The 21,469-nt window shown below is 71.0% G+C and carries 22 protein-coding genes; 14 read left to right on the forward strand and 8 right to left on the reverse strand.

The features are described 5' to 3' along the window. Position 1 precedes the first annotated feature (1 nt). From P2T62_RS10820 to P2T62_RS10840, 5 genes are all read left to right on the forward strand, one after another. Positions 2-1,234 carry an ABC transporter ATP-binding protein gene (locus tag P2T62_RS10820; protein ID WP_276261406.1) on the forward strand — a complete coding sequence of 411 codons (1,233 nt, stop codon included), beginning with the start codon at positions 2-4 and terminating at the stop codon, positions 1,232-1,234. Between the two features lie 6 nt (positions 1,235-1,240). After that, positions 1,241-3,436, forward strand: a complete 2,196-nt coding sequence (locus P2T62_RS10825; RefSeq protein ID WP_276261407.1) for an ArnT family glycosyltransferase — start codon at positions 1,241-1,243, stop codon at positions 3,434-3,436. Next, complete coding sequence (locus P2T62_RS10830) at positions 3,433-4,065, forward strand: gluconate 2-dehydrogenase subunit 3 family protein (RefSeq protein ID WP_337250443.1); 633 nt, start codon at positions 3,433-3,435, stop codon at positions 4,063-4,065. Before P2T62_RS10825 ends, P2T62_RS10830 begins: the two co-directional genes overlap by 4 nt. Positions 4,066-4,156: 91 nt before the next feature. Beyond that, on the forward strand, positions 4,157-5,314 hold the full coding sequence (locus tag P2T62_RS10835) for a thiolase family protein (RefSeq protein ID WP_276261408.1): 1,158 nt from the start codon (positions 4,157-4,159) through the stop codon (positions 5,312-5,314). Further along, entirely contained in the window at positions 5,311-5,715 is a 405-nt protein-coding gene (locus tag P2T62_RS10840) for a Zn-ribbon domain-containing OB-fold protein (protein ID WP_276261409.1), read from the forward strand. The genes P2T62_RS10835 and P2T62_RS10840 overlap by 4 nt, the downstream gene beginning before the upstream one ends. 8 nt (positions 5,716-5,723) lie before the next feature. On the opposite strand, the gene P2T62_RS10845 is transcribed toward P2T62_RS10840, so the two are convergent. Beyond that, positions 5,724-6,509: a DUF7547 family protein gene (locus P2T62_RS10845; RefSeq protein WP_276261410.1), complete on the reverse strand. Its 786-nt coding sequence runs from the start codon at positions 6,507-6,509 to the stop codon at positions 5,724-5,726. Between the two features lie 90 nt (positions 6,510-6,599). Between P2T62_RS10845 and P2T62_RS10850 the strand changes: the two genes are divergently transcribed. Continuing rightward, a complete protein-coding gene (locus P2T62_RS10850; RefSeq protein WP_276261411.1) occupies positions 6,600-6,749 on the forward strand; it encodes a DUF7331 family protein in 150 nt (49 codons plus the stop codon). A 175-nt stretch (positions 6,750-6,924) separates the two neighbouring features. Here the strand turns inward: P2T62_RS10850 and dpsA are convergent, their stop codons facing one another. From dpsA to P2T62_RS10880, 6 genes are all read right to left on the reverse strand, one after another. Beyond that, positions 6,925-7,473 (reverse strand): DNA starvation/stationary phase protection protein DpsA, encoded by a 549-nt coding sequence (dpsA, locus tag P2T62_RS10855; RefSeq protein WP_276261412.1) that lies wholly within the window; start codon positions 7,471-7,473, stop codon positions 6,925-6,927. Between the two features lie 153 nt (positions 7,474-7,626). Next, complete coding sequence (locus P2T62_RS10860) at positions 7,627-8,418, reverse strand: carbon-nitrogen hydrolase family protein (RefSeq protein ID WP_276261413.1); 792 nt, start codon at positions 8,416-8,418, stop codon at positions 7,627-7,629. A gap of 96 nt (positions 8,419-8,514) precedes the next feature. Then, positions 8,515-8,988, reverse strand: coding sequence for a DUF7979 domain-containing protein (locus P2T62_RS10865; protein WP_276261414.1), 474 nt, complete (start codon positions 8,986-8,988; stop codon positions 8,515-8,517). Positions 8,989-9,032: 44 nt separating this feature from the next. Then, positions 9,033-9,440 (reverse strand): DUF8048 family protein, encoded by a 408-nt coding sequence (locus P2T62_RS10870; RefSeq protein WP_276261415.1) that lies wholly within the window; start codon positions 9,438-9,440, stop codon positions 9,033-9,035. Positions 9,441-9,506: 66 nt separating this feature from the next. Then, entirely contained in the window at positions 9,507-10,814 is a 1,308-nt protein-coding gene (locus P2T62_RS10875) for an MFS transporter (protein ID WP_276261416.1), read from the reverse strand. A gap of 74 nt (positions 10,815-10,888) precedes the next feature. Beyond that, the gene (locus P2T62_RS10880) at positions 10,889-11,479 is read right to left on the reverse strand and encodes a hypothetical protein (protein WP_276261417.1); all 591 of its coding nucleotides are present in this window, start codon (positions 11,477-11,479) and stop codon (positions 10,889-10,891) included. A 129-nt stretch (positions 11,480-11,608) separates the two neighbouring features. On the opposite strand from P2T62_RS10880, the gene P2T62_RS10885 reads away from it, so the two are divergent. The 3 genes from P2T62_RS10885 to P2T62_RS10895 all read left to right on the forward strand — a co-directional run bounded on the left by P2T62_RS10885 (position 11,609) and on the right by P2T62_RS10895 (position 14,480). Further along, positions 11,609-12,082: a YbaK/EbsC family protein gene (locus P2T62_RS10885; RefSeq protein WP_276261418.1), complete on the forward strand. Its 474-nt coding sequence runs from the start codon at positions 11,609-11,611 to the stop codon at positions 12,080-12,082. Between the two features lie 163 nt (positions 12,083-12,245). Next, positions 12,246-13,400, forward strand: coding sequence for an alpha/beta fold hydrolase (locus P2T62_RS10890; RefSeq protein ID WP_276261419.1), 1,155 nt, complete (start codon positions 12,246-12,248; stop codon positions 13,398-13,400). A gap of 132 nt (positions 13,401-13,532) precedes the next feature. After that, positions 13,533-14,480, forward strand: coding sequence for a transcription initiation factor IIB (locus tag P2T62_RS10895; RefSeq protein ID WP_276261420.1), 948 nt, complete (start codon positions 13,533-13,535; stop codon positions 14,478-14,480). A 144-nt stretch (positions 14,481-14,624) separates the two neighbouring features. Here P2T62_RS10895 and P2T62_RS10900 read toward each other — a convergent pair whose 3' ends face one another. Next, the gene (locus tag P2T62_RS10900; RefSeq protein WP_276261421.1) at positions 14,625-15,155 is read right to left on the reverse strand and encodes a hypothetical protein; all 531 of its coding nucleotides are present in this window, start codon (positions 15,153-15,155) and stop codon (positions 14,625-14,627) included. Between the two features lie 166 nt (positions 15,156-15,321). Between P2T62_RS10900 and P2T62_RS10905 the strand changes: the two genes are divergently transcribed. The 5 genes from P2T62_RS10905 to P2T62_RS10925 all read left to right on the forward strand — a co-directional run bounded on the left by P2T62_RS10905 (position 15,322) and on the right by P2T62_RS10925 (position 20,815). Next, a complete protein-coding gene (locus P2T62_RS10905; protein ID WP_276261422.1) occupies positions 15,322-16,911 on the forward strand; it encodes a succinic semialdehyde dehydrogenase in 1,590 nt (529 codons plus the stop codon). Positions 16,912-17,088: 177 nt separating this feature from the next. After that, entirely contained in the window at positions 17,089-18,414 is a 1,326-nt protein-coding gene (locus tag P2T62_RS10910; protein ID WP_276261423.1) for an NRAMP family divalent metal transporter, read from the forward strand. A gap of 1 nt (position 18,415) precedes the next feature. Further along, on the forward strand, positions 18,416-18,979 hold the full coding sequence (locus tag P2T62_RS10915; RefSeq protein WP_276261424.1) for a hypothetical protein: 564 nt from the start codon (positions 18,416-18,418) through the stop codon (positions 18,977-18,979). A 53-nt stretch (positions 18,980-19,032) separates the two neighbouring features. Next, entirely contained in the window at positions 19,033-19,746 is a 714-nt protein-coding gene (locus P2T62_RS10920) for a helix-turn-helix domain-containing protein (RefSeq protein WP_276261425.1), read from the forward strand. A 145-nt stretch (positions 19,747-19,891) separates the two neighbouring features. Further along, positions 19,892-20,815, forward strand: coding sequence for a beta propeller repeat protein (locus P2T62_RS10925; RefSeq protein ID WP_276261426.1), 924 nt, complete (start codon positions 19,892-19,894; stop codon positions 20,813-20,815). The last annotated feature ends 654 nt before the right edge of the window (positions 20,816-21,469 follow it).

A 21,469-nucleotide genomic window follows, 5' to 3' on the forward strand; every position in this document is an offset into this window, starting at 1 on the left:
CATGGCACGACAGGATCCCACGACGGACGCCGGCGCGGACGGCCGCGACGAGGTCGAACAGCAGCTGGACCGCACCCGCGCGGACCCCGCACTCGACGGTGATGTCGGCTGGTCCGTCGAGGGCGAGGGCGAGGGGGACACCGTTCTCGAACTGGACGGCGTCACGAAGCGCTTCGGTGCCACCACGGCCGTCGACGACGTCTCGATGACCGTCGCCGAGGGCGAGCTACTGACGCTGCTCGGGCCGTCGGGCTGCGGGAAGACGACGACGCTCCGGCTACTCGCAGGGCTCGAACGCCCCGACGAGGGCGTCATCCGGTTGAACGGCGAGCCCGTCGCGGTCGGTGCGGGCGACGGCGATGCCGCAGCCGAACCCGGGGACGTCGACGGCGGCGGGTTCCTCCCGCCCGAGGAGCGCGACGTGGGGCTCGTCTTCCAGGACTTCGCGCTGTTCCCGCACCTCTCGGTCGCGGAGAACGTCGCCTTCGGGCTCGACGGCGACGCCGACGAGAACGCCGACCGGGTGTCCGAACTGCTCGATCTCGTGGACCTGCCGGATTACGAGGACCGCCGGCCGTCCGAGCTCTCGGGCGGGGAGCGCCAGCGGGTCGCGCTCGCGCGCTCGCTCGCGCCCGAGCCGGCCGTCCTGCTGCTCGACGAGCCGTTCTCGAACCTCGACGTCCGGCTCCGGGTGGCGATGCGCGAGGAGGTTCGCGACATCCTCAAGCGCGCGGGCGTCACCGCCGTCTCGGTCACCCACGACCAGGAGGAGGCCCTCTCCATCTCCGACCGCGTGGCCGTGATGAACGGGGGCCACGTCGCACAGATCGGCAGCCCCGAGGGGCTGTTCCAGCACCCCGAGTCCCGCTTCGTCGCGAGCTTCCTCGGGCAGGCCTCCTTCGTCGACGCCGAGGTCCGCCCGGACTGCATCGAGACGGGACTGGGCTGTGTCGACGCCGCGGACCTGGCCGGCCCCATCGACGCATACGACGGGACCCACATCCAGATCCTCGTGCGGCCGGACGACCTCAGCGCGACGCCGGCCCCCGAGGAGGAGGCCGACGGCCGCATCGTCCGCCGGCAGTACAACGGCCCCACGTTCGTCTATCGGGTCGAACTGGCGACCGGTGACGTCGTCCACTGCATGCACAACCACGTCGAGGAGTTCGAGGTCGGGCAGCCGGTCACGGTCGACCTGACGGCCGACCACGAACTCGCCTGGTATCCGCCCTGACCGACCGTGCGTCGCCCGCCCCCACCGCTTGCCGGACTGGTCCCCGATGACTCCCGCGCGCGCTACCGGCTTGCAGCGGCGGCGCTCGCCGTCCTCGCCGGGGTCGGGGTCCTCCTGCTCTCGCACCGTGTGTTCCCGCACCTCTCGACCAACCACGACGAGGGCGTCTACCTCCAGCAGGCCGCGATGCTGCTGGACGGGCAGCTCGTCCTCCGCCCACCGGTCGACCTGACGTTCCGGCCGTGGTTCTTCGTGAAGGCCGGCCCCGAGCTGTATCCCAAGTACACCCCAGTCACGGCCGCCGTCTTCGCGGTCGGGATGGCGCTGGGTGACCCGCGGCTCTCGCTCGCGGCCGTCGCGGCCGCACTCGTCGCGCTCACCTACGCCGTCGGCGCCGAGGCGTTCGACCGCCGGACCGCGGTGCTGGGCGCGGCACTCGTGGCAGCTTCGCCGTTCTATCTGGTCCAGACGGCCGTCTTCCTCCCCTACGCGCCGACGCTGGCCGTCGAGCTACTGTTCGCGTGGGCGTACCTGCGGGCCGTTCGGACGGGCTCGCGACCGTTCGCCGCGCTGGCCGGCCTCGCCATCGGGGTCGCCTTCTTCGCGCGGCCGTACACGGCGGTCCTGTTCGCGGCGCCGTTCGTCGCCCACGCGCTGTGGACGCTCGCACGGGCGCGAGCAGCCCCCGAGCCGTCGCTCGTCGCGGTGACGACCCGACAGGGAGTCGTCGCGGCCTGTGGCCTGCTGGGCGTCATCGCCACGCTCGGGTACAACGCCGTCGTGACGGGCGACCCGTTCACCTTCCCGTACCAGGTGTTCGCCCCCCGTGACGGCCTGGGCTTCGGCACCCGACGCATCCTCGGCTACGAGCGTGACTACACGCCGGCCCTGGCGCTGGAGGCCAACGCCCGTGTCGTCCGGGCGTTCCTGACCCGCTGGGTCGTCGCCGGTCCCCTCGGGACCGCGCTGGCGGTCGTCGGGCTGGGTGCCACCGCGGCCCGGGCCCGGCGCGCACTCGCGCGCCGCGAGCGCGGGCTCGTCGGGGCCGTGGTCCGGCCGGACGGCGGGAGCGGGGACACGAGCGAGCGAGGGAGCCTGGCACCACGCCTCCTCCTCGCCGGCCTCTTCGGCAGCATCGTCGCCGGGAACGTCTACTTCTGGGGGAACCTGAACGTCCTCGGGGACGTGGACGTCCCGGGCGACGGCCTCGTCTCCCTGTACGGCCCGTACTACCACTTCGACCTCGTCGTGCCGGTCGCGCTGTTCGCCGCGTTCGGCCTGCGGCTGCTCGCGGGCCGGTGGCGCACAGCAGTCGACCGGCGGTTCGACGGTGCCACCGCAAGCCGGCTGGTCGTCGCCGGGCTCCTCGTCGGCGGACTGGTTCTGGGTGGGACGACTGTCGCGATGGCCGCTGACCCGGTCGCCGACAACGAGGACGCCTCCGAACAGCTCGCGGCCGCCTACGAGCCGTTCGAGCCGCGGCCGCCCGCCGGGGTGGTCTTCCTGCCGACACCGTACGGGGACTGGCTCAACCACCCGTTCCAGGCGCTCCGGAACGAGCCGGGCTTCGACGGCCGGACGGTGTACGCGATGCGCGAGCGCCAGTTCGCCGTCGTCGACGCCTATCCCGACCGGCAGCTGTACCGCTACGGCTTCCGCGGCGACTGGGCACCGTTCCTCGGTACCCCGGTGGAGCCCCGGCTCTACCCCATCGAGCACGTCCGCGGCGAGCGCGTGACCGTCCACACCTCGCTGGGCGTACCAGCGGGGGTCGACACGATGACCGCCCGGCTGGCCGGCGGCGGCGAGAGCACCTACTACACGGTCCGGGGGCCGCCCGAGACGGTCGACGCACGTATCGTCGTCGCGAACGGGACGGCGCGCCTGCTCGGCGACGACGTGGCCCCGGTGAACGCGAACGACACCTCGGTCCCGGTCCACGCGCGCGACGAGGTCCTGCTGGAGGTCAATGCCGAGTACGCGCCCGGCAACGCCTTCACCTACCGGCTGGAGACGCCCGTCGCCCTGGACGAGGGCGAGTGGCGGATCCTGACGCCACATCCGGAGGTCTGCCGCGGTGCGAACCTGTGCGACGGCGAGGCCGCCTGGATCCCCGGGACCGCGAGGCCGGGTGTCACCGTCGAGACGCGTGTCACCGCGGGCACGGCGAACCGGACCGAGCTGGAGGGCCAACGACCATGACCGACGACGAGACACCAGCAGCGGACGCGACGGACAGGACGGGCGCAACGGACACGGACGACCGGGCGGCGGCGGAACTCACCCGGCGGGACGCGATGGCGGCGCTGACCGCGGCCGGGGCGTCCACCGCCCTGGGCGGGACGCTCTCGTGGGCGGTCCTGAACGGGGACGGAGCTGACACCAGTGACGGGAGCGACGCCGGGAGCTTCGACGAGCGCGAGCGCGAGACGCTGGTCGCGCTGGCCGAACACCTCTACCCCTCGGCCGTCTCGGGCGTCCCCGAGTTCGTCGAGCGCTACACGGTCGGTCGGGTCCGGGACCGCCCCGAGTACGCGGCGGGCATGCGTGAGGCGCTGGCGACGCTGGACGGGTACGCGCTCGATTGGACCGGGGACCGGTTCGTGGACCTGCCGCCGGATCGTCGGGGCACCCTGCTGAGCAGCATGGGTGTCACTGTCGCTACGCCCGAACCGGACGGTCTCGACCCCGAGAGGATCCGGTTCTACCTCGTCAACGAGCTCCTGTTCGCGCTCTACACCACGCCCACGGGGGGCGAGCTGGTCGGGATCGAGAATCCGCAGGGTCACCCCGGCGGTACGACCAGTTACCACCGCCCGCCCGGAGAGTGACACTTCTCCGGCCCCGGCGGCAGCGGGGCCGTCCTCGCCACCGTTCGCTTGCGCCGGAACAGTTACGCCGACGCCGCCGGAGGCTCCGCGCATGCGAGACGTGGCAATCGTCGGAGCGTCGATGACACCGTTCGGTGTCCGCGAGGGCGAGTGGGTGATGGACCTGCTCGTCGAGGCCGGGAGGGCCTGTATCGCCGACGCGGGCATCGCACCGGACGACATCGACCATCTGTACGTATCGAACATGGCCAGCGGGGAGTTCGAGGGGCAGACCGGGGTTCCCAACGCACTCGCACACGACCTGGGGGCCATCCCGGCCTACACCCAGCGGGTCGACCAGACCTCCTCCTCGGGCGCGGCCGGGATGTACGCCGCCTGGCAGTCCGTCGCCTCGGGCGCGAGCGACCTGACGCTGCTCGTCGGCGGCGAGAAGATGACCCACCGGAGTACGGGCGAGGCGACGGATGTCATCGCCTCGCTCACCCACCCGGTCGAGTACAAGCACGGCGTCACGCTCCCGTCGTTCGCGGGGCTCACGGCGCGGCACTACCTCGACCGCTACGACGCGCCCCGGGAGGCGCTGGGTCACGTCGCCGTGAAGAACCACGCCAACGGCGCCTTGAACCCGAACGCGCAGTTCCAGAAGGAGATCACGCTGGAGACGGCGCTGGAGTCGCCGATGGTGGCCGACCCGCTCCGGCTGTACGACTTCTGTCCCGTCACGGACGGGTCGGCGGCGCTGGCACTCGTGCCCGCCGAGCACGCCGAGTCCTACGCCGACGCGTTCGCCCGCATCGCGGGCATCGCGGGCGCGACGGACACGCACGTCGTCCACGAGCGCGCCGACCCGACGCACATGGGGGCGGTCGCCGAGTCCGGGGCCGCCGCGTTCGAGCAGTCCGGCTACGAACACGACGAGGTCGACGTCGCCGAACTCCACGATATGTTCACCATCCTGGAGGTGATGCAGCTGGAGGCGCTGGGCTTCGAGGACGCCGGCGAGGGCTGGCGCGCGGCGATGGAGGGCCGCACGGCCCGCGACGGCGCCCTGCCGGTCAACACCTCCGGCGGGCTCAAATCGAAGGGGCACCCGCTGGGTGCCAGCGGCGTGGCGCAGGCCGTCGAGGTGTACGAACAGCTCGTCGGCGGCGCCGGCGACCGGCAGGTCGAGGCCGACGTCGGACTGGCCTGCAACGTCGGTGGCTTCGGGAACTGCGTCATCACCACCATCATGGAGGCGGGCGCATGAGCGACAGCGACCATAGCGCGCGGGCCGACGGCGGGAGGCCACCGATGCGGGCCGCGCGGTACGAGGACGGCAGCATCACCTACCCGCCACACCCCGTCGGCCCGGACGGGAGCGAGCCCGTCGAGGAGGTCGACCTCTCGGCGTACACGGCCGAGGTGATCACGTGGACGACCAGCCACGCCACGCCGCCGGGTGTCCGCGAGCCGAACACGCTCGCCGTCGTCGAGTTCGACGTCGAGGGCACGCCGGTCCGCGCCCTGGGCCAGTGCACGACCGACGAGGTGGACATCGGCGACGCTGTCGAACCGGTGTACGTCGAGGAGCTCCGCGACCCGGACGTGGGCATCCGCGAGCGGGAGAGCCAGGAGTGGGACGGCTACCGGTTCGAACCCATCGAGTAGTCGACGCCCTACCTCTCCCCGCCGTCGCCGCGGGGGGCGTCGTCACCGTCGCCTGGGTCGTTCTCACCGTCGTCGCCGCGATCCGCCCGCTCCTTGAGCGACGCCAGCTCCGCGTCCACGTCGACCGACGGGCCGCGGTCGTCGTTCCGGCGGGCCCCGCCGGCCCCCTCCTCTCGACCGCCGCCGGCCTCGGCGTCCCGCTCGATGGCGGACAGCCGGTCGTCGATCTCCCCGCGGAGTTCGCGGGCGTCGGCCAGAAGGCGGCGGGCCGTCGGGTCCTCGGGTTCGCCCTCGTAGGTCCGCTGGAGTTCCGCGAGGGCGTCGTCGACGCGCGCGAGTGCCTCGCGTCCGCCTGCTGCGGCACGCTCGCCAGCAGCGGTCGACACGTCCGCGAGGACGCCCCGCCCGTCGTCGCGGCGCCCGGGTGACCGGGGGTCCCGGCCGTCCAGCAGCCGGATGGTGCCGGCCAGCAGCTCCAGCCCCCGGATGGCGGCCTCGAGGAACGCCACCACCGTCGGGATGGTGTAGGTCTCGGTGAAGCGGAGGAGCTCGCGGGGCGAGGGCGGCCGCGGGAGGGCCGGTCCGTCGCCGCGCGCGCCTGGAGGTTCCACCTGGCGGGTGTCGCCCTCGACCGCCGTCCTGAGGTCGCGCAGGGTCTCCTCCAGTTCGGTCACCAGCGCGGCGAGGTCGTCGTCGCGCTGCCCGGACCGGTGGGGGCCCCGTCGCTGGCCCCCCTCGACCGACGATATCACCTGTACGGGGATGGACTCGCCGCCGGCGTCCCAGTCGCTCATGGTCGGGACTGCGGGGGCGACCGGCAAAACCCTCCCGGCGGTTTAGGAGGACCGAAAACCTCTTTACCTCTAGGCTCACCTAATCGACTGATGGAAGCCACCCGCAGTCGGGATTCCGAGACCCAGGAGGCGCCCCGGGTCACCGCCCACGGCACCTCCCCGGAGCGTACCGTCTTCACCGAGGAGGGGAACCCGGACGCCTGGATCGCGACGGACACGCTCGTGGAGCTGGACGACTGACCGGCCGAACGGGAGGCCCTGCGGCGGTTCGCTGAGGCTGTTTCTACTCGATAGATATCGATAATCTCGCTATTCGACTCGCTATGTGTAACTCCAGGGAGTTGGTCGATAGAGAATAGAGAAATCGAGCCGACAGATGCCGGCGACGCGCGTCAGCGTGGGCCGACGGGGGCCGTCAGTGGGTCGCCTCGTCGAGGACGAGGGTGTCGTCCTCGAGGTAGTGCTCGAAGTGGTGGGCGTGCTCCTCGAGGGTCTCGAGGTGGCGGCGCAGGATCTCGCTGGAGGTGTAGTCGCCGAAGTCCTCCATCATCCCGACGTGGTCGCGCATCGTCTCGATCATGTCGCCGAACATCTCCATGTCGTTGGCGAGGGAGGTCCGGATGTCGTAGACGTCCTGCCCCTCGGGTTCGACGGGTGCGTGCTCCTCGAAGGTAGCACCGCCCGACAGGGGAACACCGCCCATCGCCTGTGCGCGCTCGGCGAAGGCGTCGGCGGCCGCCTCCAGGTCCGCGGCGACCTCACCGAGGTACTCGTGGAGTTCGAGGAACTCGGCCCCCTCGACGTTCCAGTGGTGCTTGCGGATCTGGTGGTAGGCCACGTACGACGCCGCGAGGTCGGTGTTGAACGCGTCGACGATCTGCTCGGCCTTGTCCTGGTCGACCCGGAGCGCCTCGCTGCCCTCGACGGTCCCTGCCTGCTGACGGACGTTCTTCTGGGTACTCATTGCAGTCTAAAATCCGGCCGCCGGGCACTTAACTGTTTCCGACACAGAAACCACTTTTTCCGATTCAGAAAGATTAGTTTGGTATCGCTAGGCCGACCTAGCTTCGCTCTCCCCAGTCCCACGCCCGGTCGCGGCCGCGTGCAGGTGCCGGGTTTAGTCCCGGTAGATGCCGACCCGCTTGCGGTGGTAGGCCATCTCGTCGGGGTCGACCGAGACGACGAGGTCGCGCTCGGCATCCGCCAGCGAGGCCCGGACGGAGCCGTTCGGCCTGGCGACCATCGACCGGCCGCCGTAGGTCGCGGTCGGTGCGTCGGCCACCTCGCGCCGTCCCGTTCGCCCGGCGGCCACGGCCCACCGGACCCCGTCGAGTGCACGGGCCCGGACGAGGAGCCGCCAGTTCTCGGAGTGTGCCGCGGGCCACGCGCCGACGACGAACAGCGCGTCGATGCGTTCCTCGGTGTACGCGGCGCTGTCGGCGACGAAGTTCAGGTCGTAGCAGGTGGCGAGGCCGGTCGTCCCGAGCGGCGTCTCCACCGTGACGCGCTCCTCACCCGGTGTGAGCACCTTCCGCTCACCCGCCCAGAGGTGCCGCTTGCGGTAGGTCGTCGTCCCGCCGTCCGGTCGGACGTACGCCACCGTGTTGTGGAGGTCGCCGTCGGCGACCCCGACGTAGCCCACCAGTACCGCCACGTCGTGCTCGGCGGCACACTCCCGGACCGCATCGAGCTCGCTGCCGTCGGTGCGGACCGCGGCCTCCGCCATCCGGTCGTCGGGGACGAAGCCGGTCAGGAACTGTTCGGGGAACAGGGCGGCATCGACGCCGTCGGGGAGCGCGGCCACACGCTCGCGCAGGGTCGCCAGGTTCGCCGCCGGGTCGAGGTCCGTCACCGCCGTCTGGCAGGCCGCGACCGTCGGCCGGTCCTCCGGGTCCGTGTCGGTCGACATGGCCGGGGCTGGCGGGCCAGCGCACATCACGCTTCGGGTGGTGCGCCCCTCCTTCGTCCCGGACGGTTCCGGGGTCGAGCCCGGCGGCCCTTCCCCTCAGTACGTGAGACGGCGCCAGGCGACCGCGACGCCGAGCAGGAGTCCCAGTCCGACCAGGACGCGCCCGACCGGTTCGGCCCAGCCGACGTACCACGGCCGGTCGAAGCAGTTCCCCCGCACGTTGTTGGCCCGGTACGTCCGGTTCTGTGCTACGACGGCGTACGGGAGCGTGTCCGCGGCGACCATCCGGGATTCGTCGTCGAACCGGACGAAGTCCCCGCCCGTCGCACGTGCCTCGTCGAAGACGCGCTGCTGGACATCGGTCAGGTCGTCGTACCGTTCTCGCTCGAACTCGCCCGGCGGCTCGTCGTCCAGCTCGTACACCGCGAGCTGGACCAGTTCACAGTCCGTGACCGGGACCGACCCCATCGGTCGAGCGGGGGGTCCGGCGGGGACGAACGTGAGGAGCCCCGATCCGGCGAGGAGGAGGGTGAGAACCCCGGCGGCGACTCCCAGTTCGCGTCGATTCATCGACCTTCGGGTCCGCGCTGGCGAGCTGGCGACAAGTATCTTCCTCACGCCCGCGTGAGGAGCATCGCCGTCGCACCGTCGAACGGCTCCGTCGACTCCCCTCGCGCCTCGGCCGCGCGCCGGGCCTGCCGGTCGTGGACGGCCAGCAACCGCTCGAAGTCGGCGTCGTCGATGTCGAGCGCCTCGGCGAAGTCGGCCCACACCTCCGGCAGGACGACGCAGTGGAACGCCGCCTCGGTCCGGGCGACCACGGGGTCGTAGGGGAGGTACTTGCGCCACTCGTAGACGAGGTTGTCGACACCCGGGAGGTCGCGGGCGGACTGCTGGTGGCGCCGGAGCAGCTCGCGGAGGTGTGCGGGGTCCGTGCCTGTTCGCCCGGCCACCGCCGCCAGGATATCCGCGTCGAAGGGGGCGAGCGGGTCACGGGCGCCCGACTCGGTCGCGTCGGTCACGACCGCGGGTAGCCCCCCGGAGGATATAGACACTCCGTCCGTCGAGCGGGGGCGACCGGCGCGTGGTCAGTCGTCGGCACCGGTGCCGGTTGCGGTCGCCCGGGGGACCCCCCGTCCGGACGTGACGGCGAGGGCGAGCCCGACGAGGACGACGACGCCCGCGATGGCGAAGGTCGTCCGGTAGCCCAGGATTCCGGCTGCCGCACCACCGAGGGCGCTCCCGACACCGGTTCCGAACCCGACGAGCGCGGTGTAGAGGCCGAGGGCCTCTGCCCGCTCGGGTGCCGTCACGAGTCGGCTCGTGAGTCCGGTGGCGACCACGCCGATGATGGCCCACGTCACACCGATGACCGCGAACAGCAGGCCGACGACGGGGGCGCCCACGGACGCCCCGACGACGCCCACGACAGGGAACAGGATGACCCGCGCCGCGAGCGCTCCCGTCTCGGCGTTCGCGTTCCCGACCCGCCGACAGAGTGCGCCGACCCGGTCGTAGGCGAGCGCCGAGCCGAGCGTCCCCGCGAGGAACAGCGCGAACACCGTCCCGTCGCCGAACCCGCGTTCCCGGAGGAACGCCGGCATCGGGCCCCAGAAGACCGCGAACCCGACCGAGTACAGCGTCACGGCGAGGAGGTAGCGCCGGATCGGCCGGCGGAGGGATGCGCGGATCCGGTCCGGCCGGAGCGTCCGGAGCGCCCAGTAGGCCCGTGTCGGGCCGTACGGCACCGTCCGCAGGAGCCGCCCCGCGTTCGCGCCCGCCGCTCCCAGCCGCCGGTACACCTGCTCGAACCGCCGGGCGGTCACGGTCGCGGGTTCGGGGTACCAGACCCGGACGACGATGAAGGCGAGCGCTGCGGTGCCGCCGAGGACGAGGAACAGCAGTCGTTGGGCGAGCAACGGCTCGACACCGACCCGCGGGGCGACGGTGGTCCACGCGAGCCCACCGACGAGCCCCGCGACCCAGCCGTAGCTCTGGACGCCGTTGAGCCGGGCGATGCGGGCCTCCCACTCGGATTCGGGGGCCCCGCCCACGACGATGAGGTTGAGGACGGGGGCGGCGGCAGCCACCACGAACCAGAGCGCCGCGTTGGCGATCAGTACGACCCACGGGGAGCCGAGTGCCGGCAGCGCGAGCAGGACACCCGCCGTCGCGGCGAGCGCCACGAGCAGGAAGGGACGGCGTCGCCTGGTCCGTGCTGCGAGACGGCCCCAGAGGAGGGCCCCAGGGACACCGGCGAGCGCGGCGCTCGCGGCGACCAGGCCGACCACGAGCGCGGATCCCCCGAGCGCAAGCACGTACAGCGGGACCAGCAGCGACGCCGCACCGACCGCGGCGTAGCCGACGGCCCAGCCGTGGAGCCACCGGTCTGACATGGATGAGACCCGCTCGCGGCGGCCTCTTCGACCTACCGGTCGGTGGCGACAACGGCATCTCGGCGTCGCGAGCGTCAGTTCGGGGTCGAACTGACGCTACTGCTCCCGTGGGCGGCGCTCGCGATGTCGCGCCCGTCGTGGGCGACGGTCACCGATTCGGGGGCCTCGCCCTCGAACACGTACCGGGCCTCGTACTCGATGTCCACGATGCACTGGGTGCACATCTCGGCGTCCTCGGGCTCGTATGCCCGGACGTTCACGTGCAGCCGTCCCTCCTCGGGGTCGTACTCGATCGACCCCTGCTCGGCCCGGTAGCAGCCGTTCGACCCGTCGATGACTCCATCGAGGGAGACGGCCGTGCCATCGAAGTCGATGTCGACGGTGTTCTTCCCCTTCCCGCAGTCGCGGGCGGTCACCTCGAACGACTCGCTGACGATGCCGTTCCCCATCGGGGTCCGGGTCGGGCTCTTCTCGTCGGTTGGAGAGTCGGTCGGAGCGTCCGTCGGTGTGTCCGTCGGGCTGTCGGTGGGTGACTGGTCGCCACCACCGCCACCACCGGCGCCGCCGTCACCGCCGTCATCGTCGTTCGGTCCGTCGGTCGTGCAGCCAGCGAAGCCCGCGACCCCGGCGAGTGCCGTGGCGCGGAGGAGGGCTCTTCGTCGCATGCAGGTCGACCGAGGGGGCGGACGGATAAACGTCTCGGGGAGACACAAGTGCGAGTTTGAACGAGACCACTCACGGCAGACGGGTCGCGGGGCGTCGCATTCATGTGGCCGCGCCGCGCTCCCCGGCACATGCACGAGCGAGCGCGCGAGTTCGCGGCGACGGCCCGGGACCGGTACGGGTTCGACCCCGCCGTCGAGGAGTTCGACGCGGGCACCCGGACCGCCGAGGCCGCGGCCGAGGCCATCGGCTGCCGGGTCGCCGGCATCGCCTCCAGCATCGTCGTCACGGACGGGGACCGGGTGGCCGTCGTGGTCACGAGCGGCGCGAACCGGCTCGACACCGACCGCGTGGCCGCCCTGCTGGGCTGGGACGACGCCGACCTCGCCGACCCCGAGGTCGTCCGGGAGGCGACGGGGTGGGCCATCGGTGGCGTGCCGCCCTTCTGCCACGAGCGCGACCTCCCGACACTGGTCGACGAGACGCTGCTCTCCCTCGACGAGGTCTGGGCCGCAGCGGGGACACCCGACGCCGTGTTCCCCATCGCCCCGGAACGACTGGTCGAACTCGCCGGGGCCGAGCCGGGTGCCGTCGCCGCGACCTGAGCGACGCTCGAATCGCCGACGGCAACCGGGTGCTGCCGCCCGCTCCCTCCGGCTCTCTCGACCCGCCGACGGCAACCGGGTGCTGCCGCCCGCTCCCTCCGGCTCTCTCGACCCGCCGACGGCTTTCCACACACTTACCAGCGCGGACCGAGAGGCCGGCAACATGGACCGGGACGACCGCGTGACGACGGAGCCTGGGGACTCCCCACTCACGTCCGTCCCCGACGACTACGCGCCCGCCGACGCCGGCCACTGGTTCGAGCTCTCGGAGGGTCCGGACGCGGGCCGGAAGCTGTTCTTCTGGGACGTGACCCTCACGGAGCGAGGGATCGTCCCGACGGAGCGGACGCGCGAGACCGTCGCCGACCTGCCGGCCGTGCTGTTCGTCCACGGGAACCCGGAGTGCTCGTACGCGTACCGGAACGTCGTGCGCGCGTTGCGCGAGCGTGCCGTCGGTGGTGACCTCTCCGTCCCCGTCCGGCTGGTGGCGGTCGACCACATCGGCTTCGGGCTCTCCTCGACGGCCACCCACGAGGCCGTCCCGATGGACCACGCCGGCAACCTCGACGAGTTCGTCTCGGCGCTGGACCTCTGGGACGTGACCCTCGTCGTCCACGACTGGGGCGGTCCCATCGGCGTCGGTGCGCTGTTGCGCGAGCCCGGGCGGGTCTCGGGGCTCGTCGCGTGCAACACGACGGTCTTCCCGATGCCCTTCGTCGGGCCGACCTTCGACGACTACCCCATCGACTGGCTGCCGTGGACCGATTTCCCCCGCGTGACGCCGGACCGGTTCTGGCCCGCGGTCGCGTCGTATGCCGTCTTCCGGCGGCCCGCCGGCGAGTACCGCATCCTCCTGGAGCTGGTGTTCTACCTCGCGCGGGTCGAGGGGTTCGGCTGGTTCCCCGACCACGAGGGGGCAGCGCGTCGTGTCTACTACGAGCAGTTCGAGGACCCGTGGAACACGGCCGCCTCGAAGCGCCTCGTCCGGCAGACGCGCTACTGGGGGCACGGCAACACCTTCGAGGACCCGCGACTCGGTACCCGCAACACCGCACCGTTCTACCGCGCGATCCGCGAGAACCTCGGCCGGGAGTGGGGGCCGCAGGGGCGCGAGGTCGACGTCGAACTCGTCTTCGGCGGCTGGGACCCGCTCGCGAAGGACGCCGTCCTGGACCAGTGGGCCGAGGCGCTCCCGCAGGCGGAGGGCCACATGGCGGTGCTCGATGGCGTTTCGCACTTCGTCGAGGAGGAGCGGCCCGAGCGCGTGGCGCGCGCGGTGGTCGAGGCGGGCGGCTTCGGCGCCACTTACGAGAGGTGAGTACCGGGGACCGACATCCGTCGTGGACGTCCCATGCACCGCCCCTGCGGGCTGGCGAACTGTGGCCGGGGGGCTCGACGACCCTCACAGACAAAGCTTTTATATGTGGCTGGGTCCGACGGCATAAGTATAATGGCAGGGCCGACTCGCCAGCGAGAGCGGAGTGTCGAATCCGAGGAGGAAGACGAGACAACGCGCGGCTGTCCTGAATGCGAGTCGACGGACCTTGTGCACGACGGCGAGGAACTCGTCTGTGACGACTGTGGGCTGGTCATCGAGGAGGACCAGATCGACCGGGGGCCCGAGTGGCGCGCGTTCAACCACTCCGAGCGACAGTCCAAGTCCCGCGTCGGCGCGCCGACGACGCAGACGATGCACGACAAGGGGCTGACCACGCAGATCGACTGGAAGAACAAGGACGCCTACGGGCGCTCCATCTCCTCCGAGCGCCGGTCGCAGATGAACCGCCTCCGGAAGTGGCAGGAGCGCATCCGGACGAAGGACGCCGGCGAGCGCAACCTCCAGTTCGCGCTCTCGGAGATCGACCGGATGGCGAGTGCGCTGGGCGTGCCGCGCTCGGTCCGGGAGGTCGCCTCCGTCATCTACCGCCGAGCGCTCGACGAGGACCTCATCCGCGGTCGCTCCATCGAGGGCGTCGCCACCGCCGCGCTGTACGCCGCCTGCCGGCAGGAGGGCATCCCGCGCTCGCTCGACGAGGTCGCCGAGGTGGCCCGCGTCGAGCAGAAGGAGATCGGCCGCACCTACCGCTACGTCGCACAGGAGCTCTCGCTCGGCCTGGAGCCGGTCGACCCGGTCCAGTACGTCCCGCGCTTCTGCTCCGAGCTGGGGCTCAGCGAGGAGGTCGAGCAGAAGACCCGCGAGATCATCGAGGTCACGGCCGAGAAGGGGATGCTCTCGGGCAAGTCCCCGACCGGCTACGCGGCGGCCGCCATCTACGCCGCCTCGCTGCTCTGCAACGAGAAGAAGACCCAGCGCGAGGTCGCCGAGGTCGCGCAGGTGACCGAGGTCACCATCCGCAACCGCTACCAGGAGCAGATCGAGGCGCTGGGCATCCACTGAACGGACAGCGATACCGGACAGATACTCGTTCTATCGGACTGTGACTGGTTCCGGGCGTCAGCCGAGGGGATATCTCGACAACAGGCCCACCGGGAGCAATCATCGAGTGGAGCCGTCCTCGGGGTGAAAGTGTCCCGGTCCCGCTCAGTCGTTCCGGGTGTCCCGAGGAAAGCGGCGGGCGTGGGCGTGACGCTCGCCAGCGCGGAACGCAATCGGCTTTCGAACCACGAGCGGATACTCCGGAGCCGTGGCCGCCCGGTCGGCCGCGATGGCCACCATCAGCTCGCGGATGATGTCCCGAAGTATGGAGTGATCGATCTCACAGAAGTCGAGGATGTACTCGAAGTCGACCCTCCGCTCGAGCCGGTAGACGAGCAGTTCCTCGTCCTCGAACGCGACGTCCAGCTTGGCGTCGTAGCGGAGGATACGGGTCTCGAGGACGCGCTGTATCGACGCGAACTCGCCCCGGACGGTGCGGATGGTCTCCGCTATCTCCCCGTCGGGTTCCACGTGCCGCGCCACCGTCGTCCGGAGGAAGTCGTCGGTGAGGATGTCGGAGGCGTCGCTTCCACCGAACGTCTGGATGGAGATGGGCTCGGACGGGGTCTCGGCTCCGATCTCGCCGTCCCCCTCGGGGGGCGTGTCGGTCGTGAACTCCGCGCCGAAGATGTTCATGATATGTGGTGTCATTTTCCATTATCTGATATCAATCTTCCCACGGGTCCGGGGCCCACCGGCTCGACCGACCGGCCGCAGTGGTCGGCAACGGGACGCCTCTTGGTTAATACAGCCCCGCGTACCGTGCTACAGGCTTAAGGACTCTCGGCCCCCCCTTCTGCATATGACCATTAGCGAACAGGCGGGCGAGTTCGACCTCGAGACGGCCGAGTCGGACGAGCGCATCGCGGGACTGGGGAAGTACGTTACGCTGGCCGACGGCGTGACCGAGACGTTCGACGTGACCGAGCCCTTCACCGGTGACACAATCGGCACGCTCCCGGCGTGCCAGGAGGCCGACGTGCGCGAGGCGTTCGAGCGCGCCCGCGAGGCCCAAGAGGAGTGGGCCGCCCGGCCGGTCGAGGAGCGTGCGGAGATCATCCTCGAGGCCCACGACATGACCCTCGACCGCGACGGCGAGTTCCTCGACGTCGTGCAGGTCGAGACGGGCAAGTCACGCAAGCACGCCCACGAGGAGGTGATGGACGTGGCGATGAACGCGCGCTACTACGGCCACCGCGCGGAGGGGCTGCTGGCGCGCGAGCGCAAGAAGTCCGCCGTCCCGGGCGCACAGAAGACCTGGGAGTACCACCAGCCCGTCGGTGTCGTCGGGATGATCACGCCGTGGAACTACCCCCTCTCGCTGACCATCTCCGACGCCATCCCCGCGCTGCTCGCGGGCAACGCGGTGGTCATCAAGCCGGCCCCGGACACGCCGTACAGCGCCCTGAAGTCGAAGGAACTGCTGGAGGACGCCGGTCTGCCGAGCGACCTCTACCAGATCGTTCCGGGCTACGGGCCGGAACTGGGCGACCCGCTCATCGACGAGTGTGACTTCCTGGCGTTCACCGGCTCCTCCGAGACCGGGAGCATGCTCGCGGCGAAGGCCGGCGAGAAACTCACGAAGTCCTCGATGGAGCTCGGCGGCAAGAACCCCGCCATCGTCTGCGAGGACGCCGACATCGAGAAGGCCGCCGAGGGGCTGGTCCGTGGCTGCTTCACCAACGCCGGGCAGCTGTGCATCTCCATCGAGCGGCTCTACGTCCACGAGTCCATCAAGGAGGAGTTCGTCGAGGAGTTCGTCCGCCAGACCGAGGCGATGGAACTCGGCACGGGCTACGACTACTCCTACGACCTGGGCTGTCTCATCAGCGAGGACCACCTCGAGAAGGTCGAGGAGCACGTCGAGGACGCCCGCGCGAAGGGTGCGAACGTGCTGACGGGCGGCACCGCCCGCCCGGACGTGGGCCCGTCGTTCTACGAGCCGACCATCCTGACCGACGTGCCCGAGGAGAGCCTCCCGTGCTGTGACGAGACGTTCGGCCCGGTTGTCGGCGTCTACGAGTTCTCGACCGAGGAGGAGGCCCTCGAGCGGGCCAACGACTCGGAGTACGGGCTCAACGGCTCCGTCTGGACCGAGGACTACGACCGCGGCGTCGAGCTCGCCTCGCAGATCGAGTGTGGCACCGTCAACGTCAACGAGGGCTACGCCGCGGCGTTCGCCGCGACCGACGCCCCGATGGGCGGGATGAAGAACTCGGGTATCGGCCGCCGCCACGCCTCGGAGGGCCTGCTCAAGTACACCGAGTCCCAGAACGTGACGCTCCAGCAGGCCGGCACGATGTCCGCGCCGCCGGGCGTCCCGTACGGCCTCTACGCGAAGGGCGTCAACTACGCGCTCCGCCTCATCAACAAGGTTCCCGGCCTGCGGTAGGTCGGCGGGCACCAAGCGAGACGCGACCTTCTTTCGATGCACGGACCGACCAGCGACGCGTCCGTAGCGTGCCGAGCCCCGAATCCAGCAGCCGACGATTCCACCTGCTCCCGTGCTGCCACCGAGTAGTACCACTGTGTGCAAAGCGTTAAGGCGCGAAGGTCCGGAGACGGCGATATGGACACGGCAGAGATACGCGACGGGCTGCGCGACATGGGTCCAGCGTGGCTGGCCGGTGCCATCGCGGCCGGGCCGGCGACCATCGGCTCGCTGGTGCTGGCGGCTCGCTTCGGCTACGACCTGCTGTGGGTCGTCCTGCTGTCGGCGCCGGCGGGTTTCGTGGGCCTGCTGCTGGCCGCACGCCTCGGGACCTTCACCGAGCAGGGCATCGTGGCGACGGTCGAGGACCGACTCGGGGAGGGCTGGGCCTGGCTGCTCGTCGCGGACACGGTCATCGTCTCGATGGTGGCGCAGTTGCTCATCATGTTCACGCTGGCGGCCATCTCAGCGCAGTTGCTCGGGCTGAGTACGGAGGTCTGGGCCGTGGTCTGGGCGGTGGTGCTGGCCGTCGGACTCGCCGGCGGCGGCTACCGCGTGGCCGAGGTCGGCGCGAAGCTCGTCGTCACCGCGGTCGTCCTCGTCTTCATCGCGACGCTGGTGGTCGTTCCGCCGGACCCGGGGGCGGCGGTCGGTGGCCTCGTTCCCTCGGTCCCCTCGGGCTCGGCGACCGCCATCACGGGCGTCCTCGGCGGGGCGGTCCACGTGACGCTTCTCACGATGCACACGTACACGATGCGGGCCCGCGAGTGGGACGCGGACGACTACGGCCTCGCGAAGTTCGACGCCGGTGCGTCGATGCTGGTCGCGTTCGGCCTCTACAGCATCGCCATCTTCCTCGTCGTCGCCGGGACGCTCGGTGGGCAGGCGGTGACGCCGACCGCCGGTGCAGCGGCGGCCGCGCTGGAGCCGGTCGTCGGGGAGGCCGCGGTGACCCTGTTCCTCGTCGGCATCCTCGGGGCCGCCGTCTCGACGCTCGGCGGGAACACGGTCGTTCCGCCGTTCCTGGTCGCCGACAAACTCGGCTGGGGCACGACCGTCGAGGACGCGCGCTACCGGGGCCTGCTGGCGGCGACCGCCCTGATTTCGGCGGCCGGCGGCTTCGTCACCGGGAACTTCGTCCCGCTGCTCGCGCAGGCCCTCGTCATCGGTGCCGTCGGCACGCCGTTCGCGCTGGCGCTGGTGCTCTACCTGCTCCATCTCGGCAGCGCCGAACGCCGGCCCTCGACCGCGCTCACCGCCGCCGGTCTCGCCGTCTTCGCCATCGTCTCCCTCGCCGCCGGCAACTCCGTTCGCGAGATGGTCGTCGGCCTCATGGAGTCGGTCACACCCGTGGCGGCGCTGTCGGTCCTGTTCGCTGCCGTCGTCGGGGTCGCCACCGTCGCGCTCGGGGCGAAGTTCGTACTCCGGCGAGGCGAGTCGCCGGCCGCCGAACCCGCCGACTGACGTGTCTCCCGACCCGCTCGCCCCCGACGTGCCGGCGTCGGGGACGACCCTGCTCACCGGCCCCTCCAACGCCGGCAAGACTCGTCGGACCGCCGCTGCGCTCCGCGAGTACGTCGCGCGCCACGGTCGCGGCGGGGTCGTCGTCCTCGACTTCGCGCCGACGGTCGTCCGGGACGGGCGCGTCCTCGGCGGTCGGCTGGACCGGTTCGAGGTCCCCCGCGTGGCGTGGACCGGCACGCTCGTCGCGCACGCGCCGCGGGCCGAGAGCGAGGGCGACCCGGACCGGGCGCTGGCGCTCGCACGGGCCAACGCGCGGAACGCGGCCCGTCTTCTGGACGCGACGCCGCCCGCCCGCGCGGTGTTCGTCAACGACGCGACCATCCCCTTCCAGGCGACGGGCGACCCGTCGCCGCTGTTCGATGTCTGCGCGGACGCGGAGGTCATCGTGGCAAACGCCTTCGACGGCGACCTCGGCGATGGGGCTGTGAGCGAGGCCGAGAGGGACGCGCTCGGAGAACTGACCTCGTGGGCCAACCGGCGTGTGGACCTGCCCAGGCCGGACTGAACGCTCCGTTCCGGGAACCCTTTTATCACAAGAGACACACCGGAGTATCACGCATGAGGAAGCCGGCGTCGTCCCCGCTCGCGAGTTCGAACGCCGTCCACGCCCGGGTCGTGATCCGGCCGGTCCGAGACTGTCCAATCACGCGCCTGGCCGGGGAGTTCGGCATCCGCGAGCTGGTCTCGCCCGGTGAACACAGCCGGGCCCCGCAGGTGGTGGTGGAGTCGGCGCCCGAGGAGCGGCTTGTCGACCTCGGCGCGCACCCCATCGTCCGCGCGGGCGATGGCACGGTCTGTCGACTCCCCTCGCTGGCACGGACCGACGGGGACGTGCCGACCGCCTGCGGTCACGGCCACTGTCTCGGACACGGCTTCGGCTTCCTCCCCATCGACCCGTACCACACGCGCTGGGAGGGGGACGCGCTGCGCTGCTCGTTCGCGGCGCTGGACACCCGCGAGGTCGAGCGTGTCATCGAGTCGTTCGGCGCCGCCGACTACGTGGTCGAACTGGAACAGCTCATCCGCGCGGGCGACGACGCCCCGGAGGGCGTCTCCGCGGCCTCCGAGACGACCATCCTCGACGTCGACGAGCTGACCGCCCGGCAGCGGGAGGTGGCCCGCGCGGCGGTCGAGCGGGGCTACTTCGACCCGGACGGCCCATCCGCGGCCGAGGTGGCCGACGAACTCGGCATCGCGAAGGCCACGCTCTCGGAACACCTCCGCGCCGTCCAGCGCGAACTCGTCCGGCAGGCGTTCGCGATGCCGGACTGATTGCACCATCCATTCAGTCGGAATCTCGGCCCCCTCCGGCGATTACCGATACATAAAATCGGCCGAACTGTTCGCCGGAACCGACTGTCCCCTTCACCCGCTACGTGGGAATGCGATGAACCGGAACACGACCCGACGTTCGTTCATGCGAGGTATCGCCGGGACGGCGGTCGCGACGACCGTCGTCGGAAGCGCCGCTGCCGCCGACGCGGGCGCCGAGTGGACGGTGGAGGAGACCCCCACCGGCAGCACCCTCTACGACGTGGAGTACACCAGCGAGGGTGCCTACGCGGTCGGTGCCGGTGGCGTCGTCCTCCGGCGCGACGAGACCGGCTGGACGAAGGTCGTCGACGGCGGTCCGACCGGCAACGGCAACTCCCTCTACGGCTCCGACACCTCCTGTCACGGCTCCTGCCTCTGGTTCGTCGGGTCCTCCGGCGCCATCGGGATGTACAACGTCGAGACCGGGAACCTGGAGGACCACTCCGCGCCCAACGACGTGACCAACAACTTCAACGATGTCAGCACGGTGACCACCCCGAACGGGACCAACGTCTACGTCGCGGGCGACTCCGGGAAGATCTACAACTCCTTCGACGGCGGCCTGACGGGCACCTGGAACTACACCACGCCCGGCAGCGGCTCGGCGGTCAACGCCATCGACTTCTTCGCGGGTCGTGACGGCCACGCGGTCGACGGCAACAAGACCGTCTTCGAGACCGGCGACGGTGGGACCTACGAGGGGATCGGCGTCGCCGACGCCAACAACAACTTCTACGGCGTCGACTCGGGCGCGTTCGACGACGTGACGGTCGTCGGTGGTGGCGGCACCGTCCTCGAGTGGGACGGCTCGAAGTGGACCCGCACGGACCTCGGTGACGCACAGCTCCGGGACGTCGTGGTCGAGGAGGTCTCCTACACGGTCGGCGGGGGCGGCGCAGTGTTCCGCCGTGACGGCAGCAAGTGGGCCCAGGAGGCCACCCCCACCGGCGACAACCTGAAGTCCGTCGTCGACGGGCCGACTCCGCTCGCCGTTGGCGCCGGCGGCACCGTCATCGCCCGGAAGTAACGCCCCCGCACGCCGTCCCCGTCGCGGTTCCGTTCTCGCCCCCGTTCCCGTGCTCGCGCTTCGCTCTGCGTGCCAGTTCCTGCGCTGTCCTCGACGTCCGTCCGTATCGCCCGGCCACCCCCACCGCCGGAGGCCGGGCGGCGAGTCGCGCCCGTGTGAAAAGGGCCCGAACAGTTCGCCGGTATCGACAGTCGGGTGCGGGTCCTTCGTACTGATGGGGCCGCAGGGAACCCTGCGCCCCGCGTCAGTGACCGCCGCGGTGGCTGGCTGTCGGCTGTGCGCGTCGCAGTCCTGTCTGGCTGCGCCGCCACTCGCAGGCGACACGCCGGCCCGGGCGGGCGCTGGCAGCTGAAGCGTCGGTGTGGAGACGACCGGCAGTTGGCCGGACGACCCGGCCGCCTACGGCATCGCGGTCACGACCCGGGCAGGAGGGACGCTGGCAGCGGGCGCCTCCACGCAGAGTCCCTCACCCCCACCCCCCAACCCCTTCCCCTTCCCCTTCGCTCGGCCCTCGGTGGGACGAGCGAACCGGGAGCGCGGCGACGACGGCAGTGCCGGCGACTCGGTGGTGGCAGCGGTGGTGGGGACGTACCTCTCTCGGAAACAATCCATTTATCCGGAAAATACGACGGTGAATTGTTCAACTGAGTGGTG

It is taken from the genome of Haloglomus litoreum (assembly GCF_029338515.1).
Lineage (GTDB): Archaea > Halobacteriota > Halobacteria > Halobacteriales > Haloarculaceae > Haloglomus > Haloglomus litoreum.

Excerpts from the sequence above, each read along its gene's own strand:
- P2T62_RS10890 (WP_276261419.1), top strand. The coding sequence starts at position 12,246 with ATGGACCGGGACGACCGCGTGACGACGGAGCCTGGGGACTCCCCACTC.
- P2T62_RS10875 (WP_276261416.1), bottom strand. The coding sequence starts at position 10,814 with ATGTCAGACCGGTGGCTCCACGGCTGGGCCGTCGGCTACGCCGCGGTC.
- P2T62_RS10835 (WP_276261408.1), top strand. The coding sequence starts at position 4,157 with ATGCGAGACGTGGCAATCGTCGGAGCGTCGATGACACCGTTCGGTGTC.
- P2T62_RS10880 (WP_276261417.1), bottom strand. The coding sequence starts at position 11,479 with ATGCGACGAAGAGCCCTCCTCCGCGCCACGGCACTCGCCGGGGTCGCG.
- P2T62_RS10820 (WP_276261406.1), top strand. The coding sequence starts at position 2 with ATGGCACGACAGGATCCCACGACGGACGCCGGCGCGGACGGCCGCGAC.
- P2T62_RS10925 (WP_276261426.1), top strand. The coding sequence starts at position 19,892 with ATGCGAGGTATCGCCGGGACGGCGGTCGCGACGACCGTCGTCGGAAGC.
- P2T62_RS10905 (WP_276261422.1), top strand. The coding sequence starts at position 15,322 with ATGACCATTAGCGAACAGGCGGGCGAGTTCGACCTCGAGACGGCCGAG.
- P2T62_RS10900 (WP_276261421.1), bottom strand. The coding sequence starts at position 15,155 with ATGAACATCTTCGGCGCGGAGTTCACGACCGACACGCCCCCCGAGGGG.
- P2T62_RS10910 (WP_276261423.1), top strand. The coding sequence starts at position 17,089 with ATGGACACGGCAGAGATACGCGACGGGCTGCGCGACATGGGTCCAGCG.
- P2T62_RS10920 (WP_276261425.1), top strand. The coding sequence starts at position 19,033 with ATGAGGAAGCCGGCGTCGTCCCCGCTCGCGAGTTCGAACGCCGTCCAC.
- P2T62_RS10850 (WP_276261411.1), top strand. The coding sequence starts at position 6,600 with ATGGAAGCCACCCGCAGTCGGGATTCCGAGACCCAGGAGGCGCCCCGG.
- P2T62_RS10860 (WP_276261413.1), bottom strand. The coding sequence starts at position 8,418 with ATGTCGACCGACACGGACCCGGAGGACCGGCCGACGGTCGCGGCCTGC.
- dpsA (WP_276261412.1), bottom strand. The coding sequence starts at position 7,473 with ATGAGTACCCAGAAGAACGTCCGTCAGCAGGCAGGGACCGTCGAGGGC.
- P2T62_RS10845 (WP_276261410.1), bottom strand. The coding sequence starts at position 6,509 with ATGAGCGACTGGGACGCCGGCGGCGAGTCCATCCCCGTACAGGTGATA.
- P2T62_RS10830 (WP_337250443.1), top strand. The coding sequence starts at position 3,433 with ATGACCGACGACGAGACACCAGCAGCGGACGCGACGGACAGGACGGGC.
- P2T62_RS10895 (WP_276261420.1), top strand. The coding sequence starts at position 13,533 with ATGGCAGGGCCGACTCGCCAGCGAGAGCGGAGTGTCGAATCCGAGGAG.
- P2T62_RS10865 (WP_276261414.1), bottom strand. The coding sequence starts at position 8,988 with ATGAATCGACGCGAACTGGGAGTCGCCGCCGGGGTTCTCACCCTCCTC.
- P2T62_RS10885 (WP_276261418.1), top strand. The coding sequence starts at position 11,609 with ATGCACGAGCGAGCGCGCGAGTTCGCGGCGACGGCCCGGGACCGGTAC.
- P2T62_RS10840 (WP_276261409.1), top strand. The coding sequence starts at position 5,311 with ATGAGCGACAGCGACCATAGCGCGCGGGCCGACGGCGGGAGGCCACCG.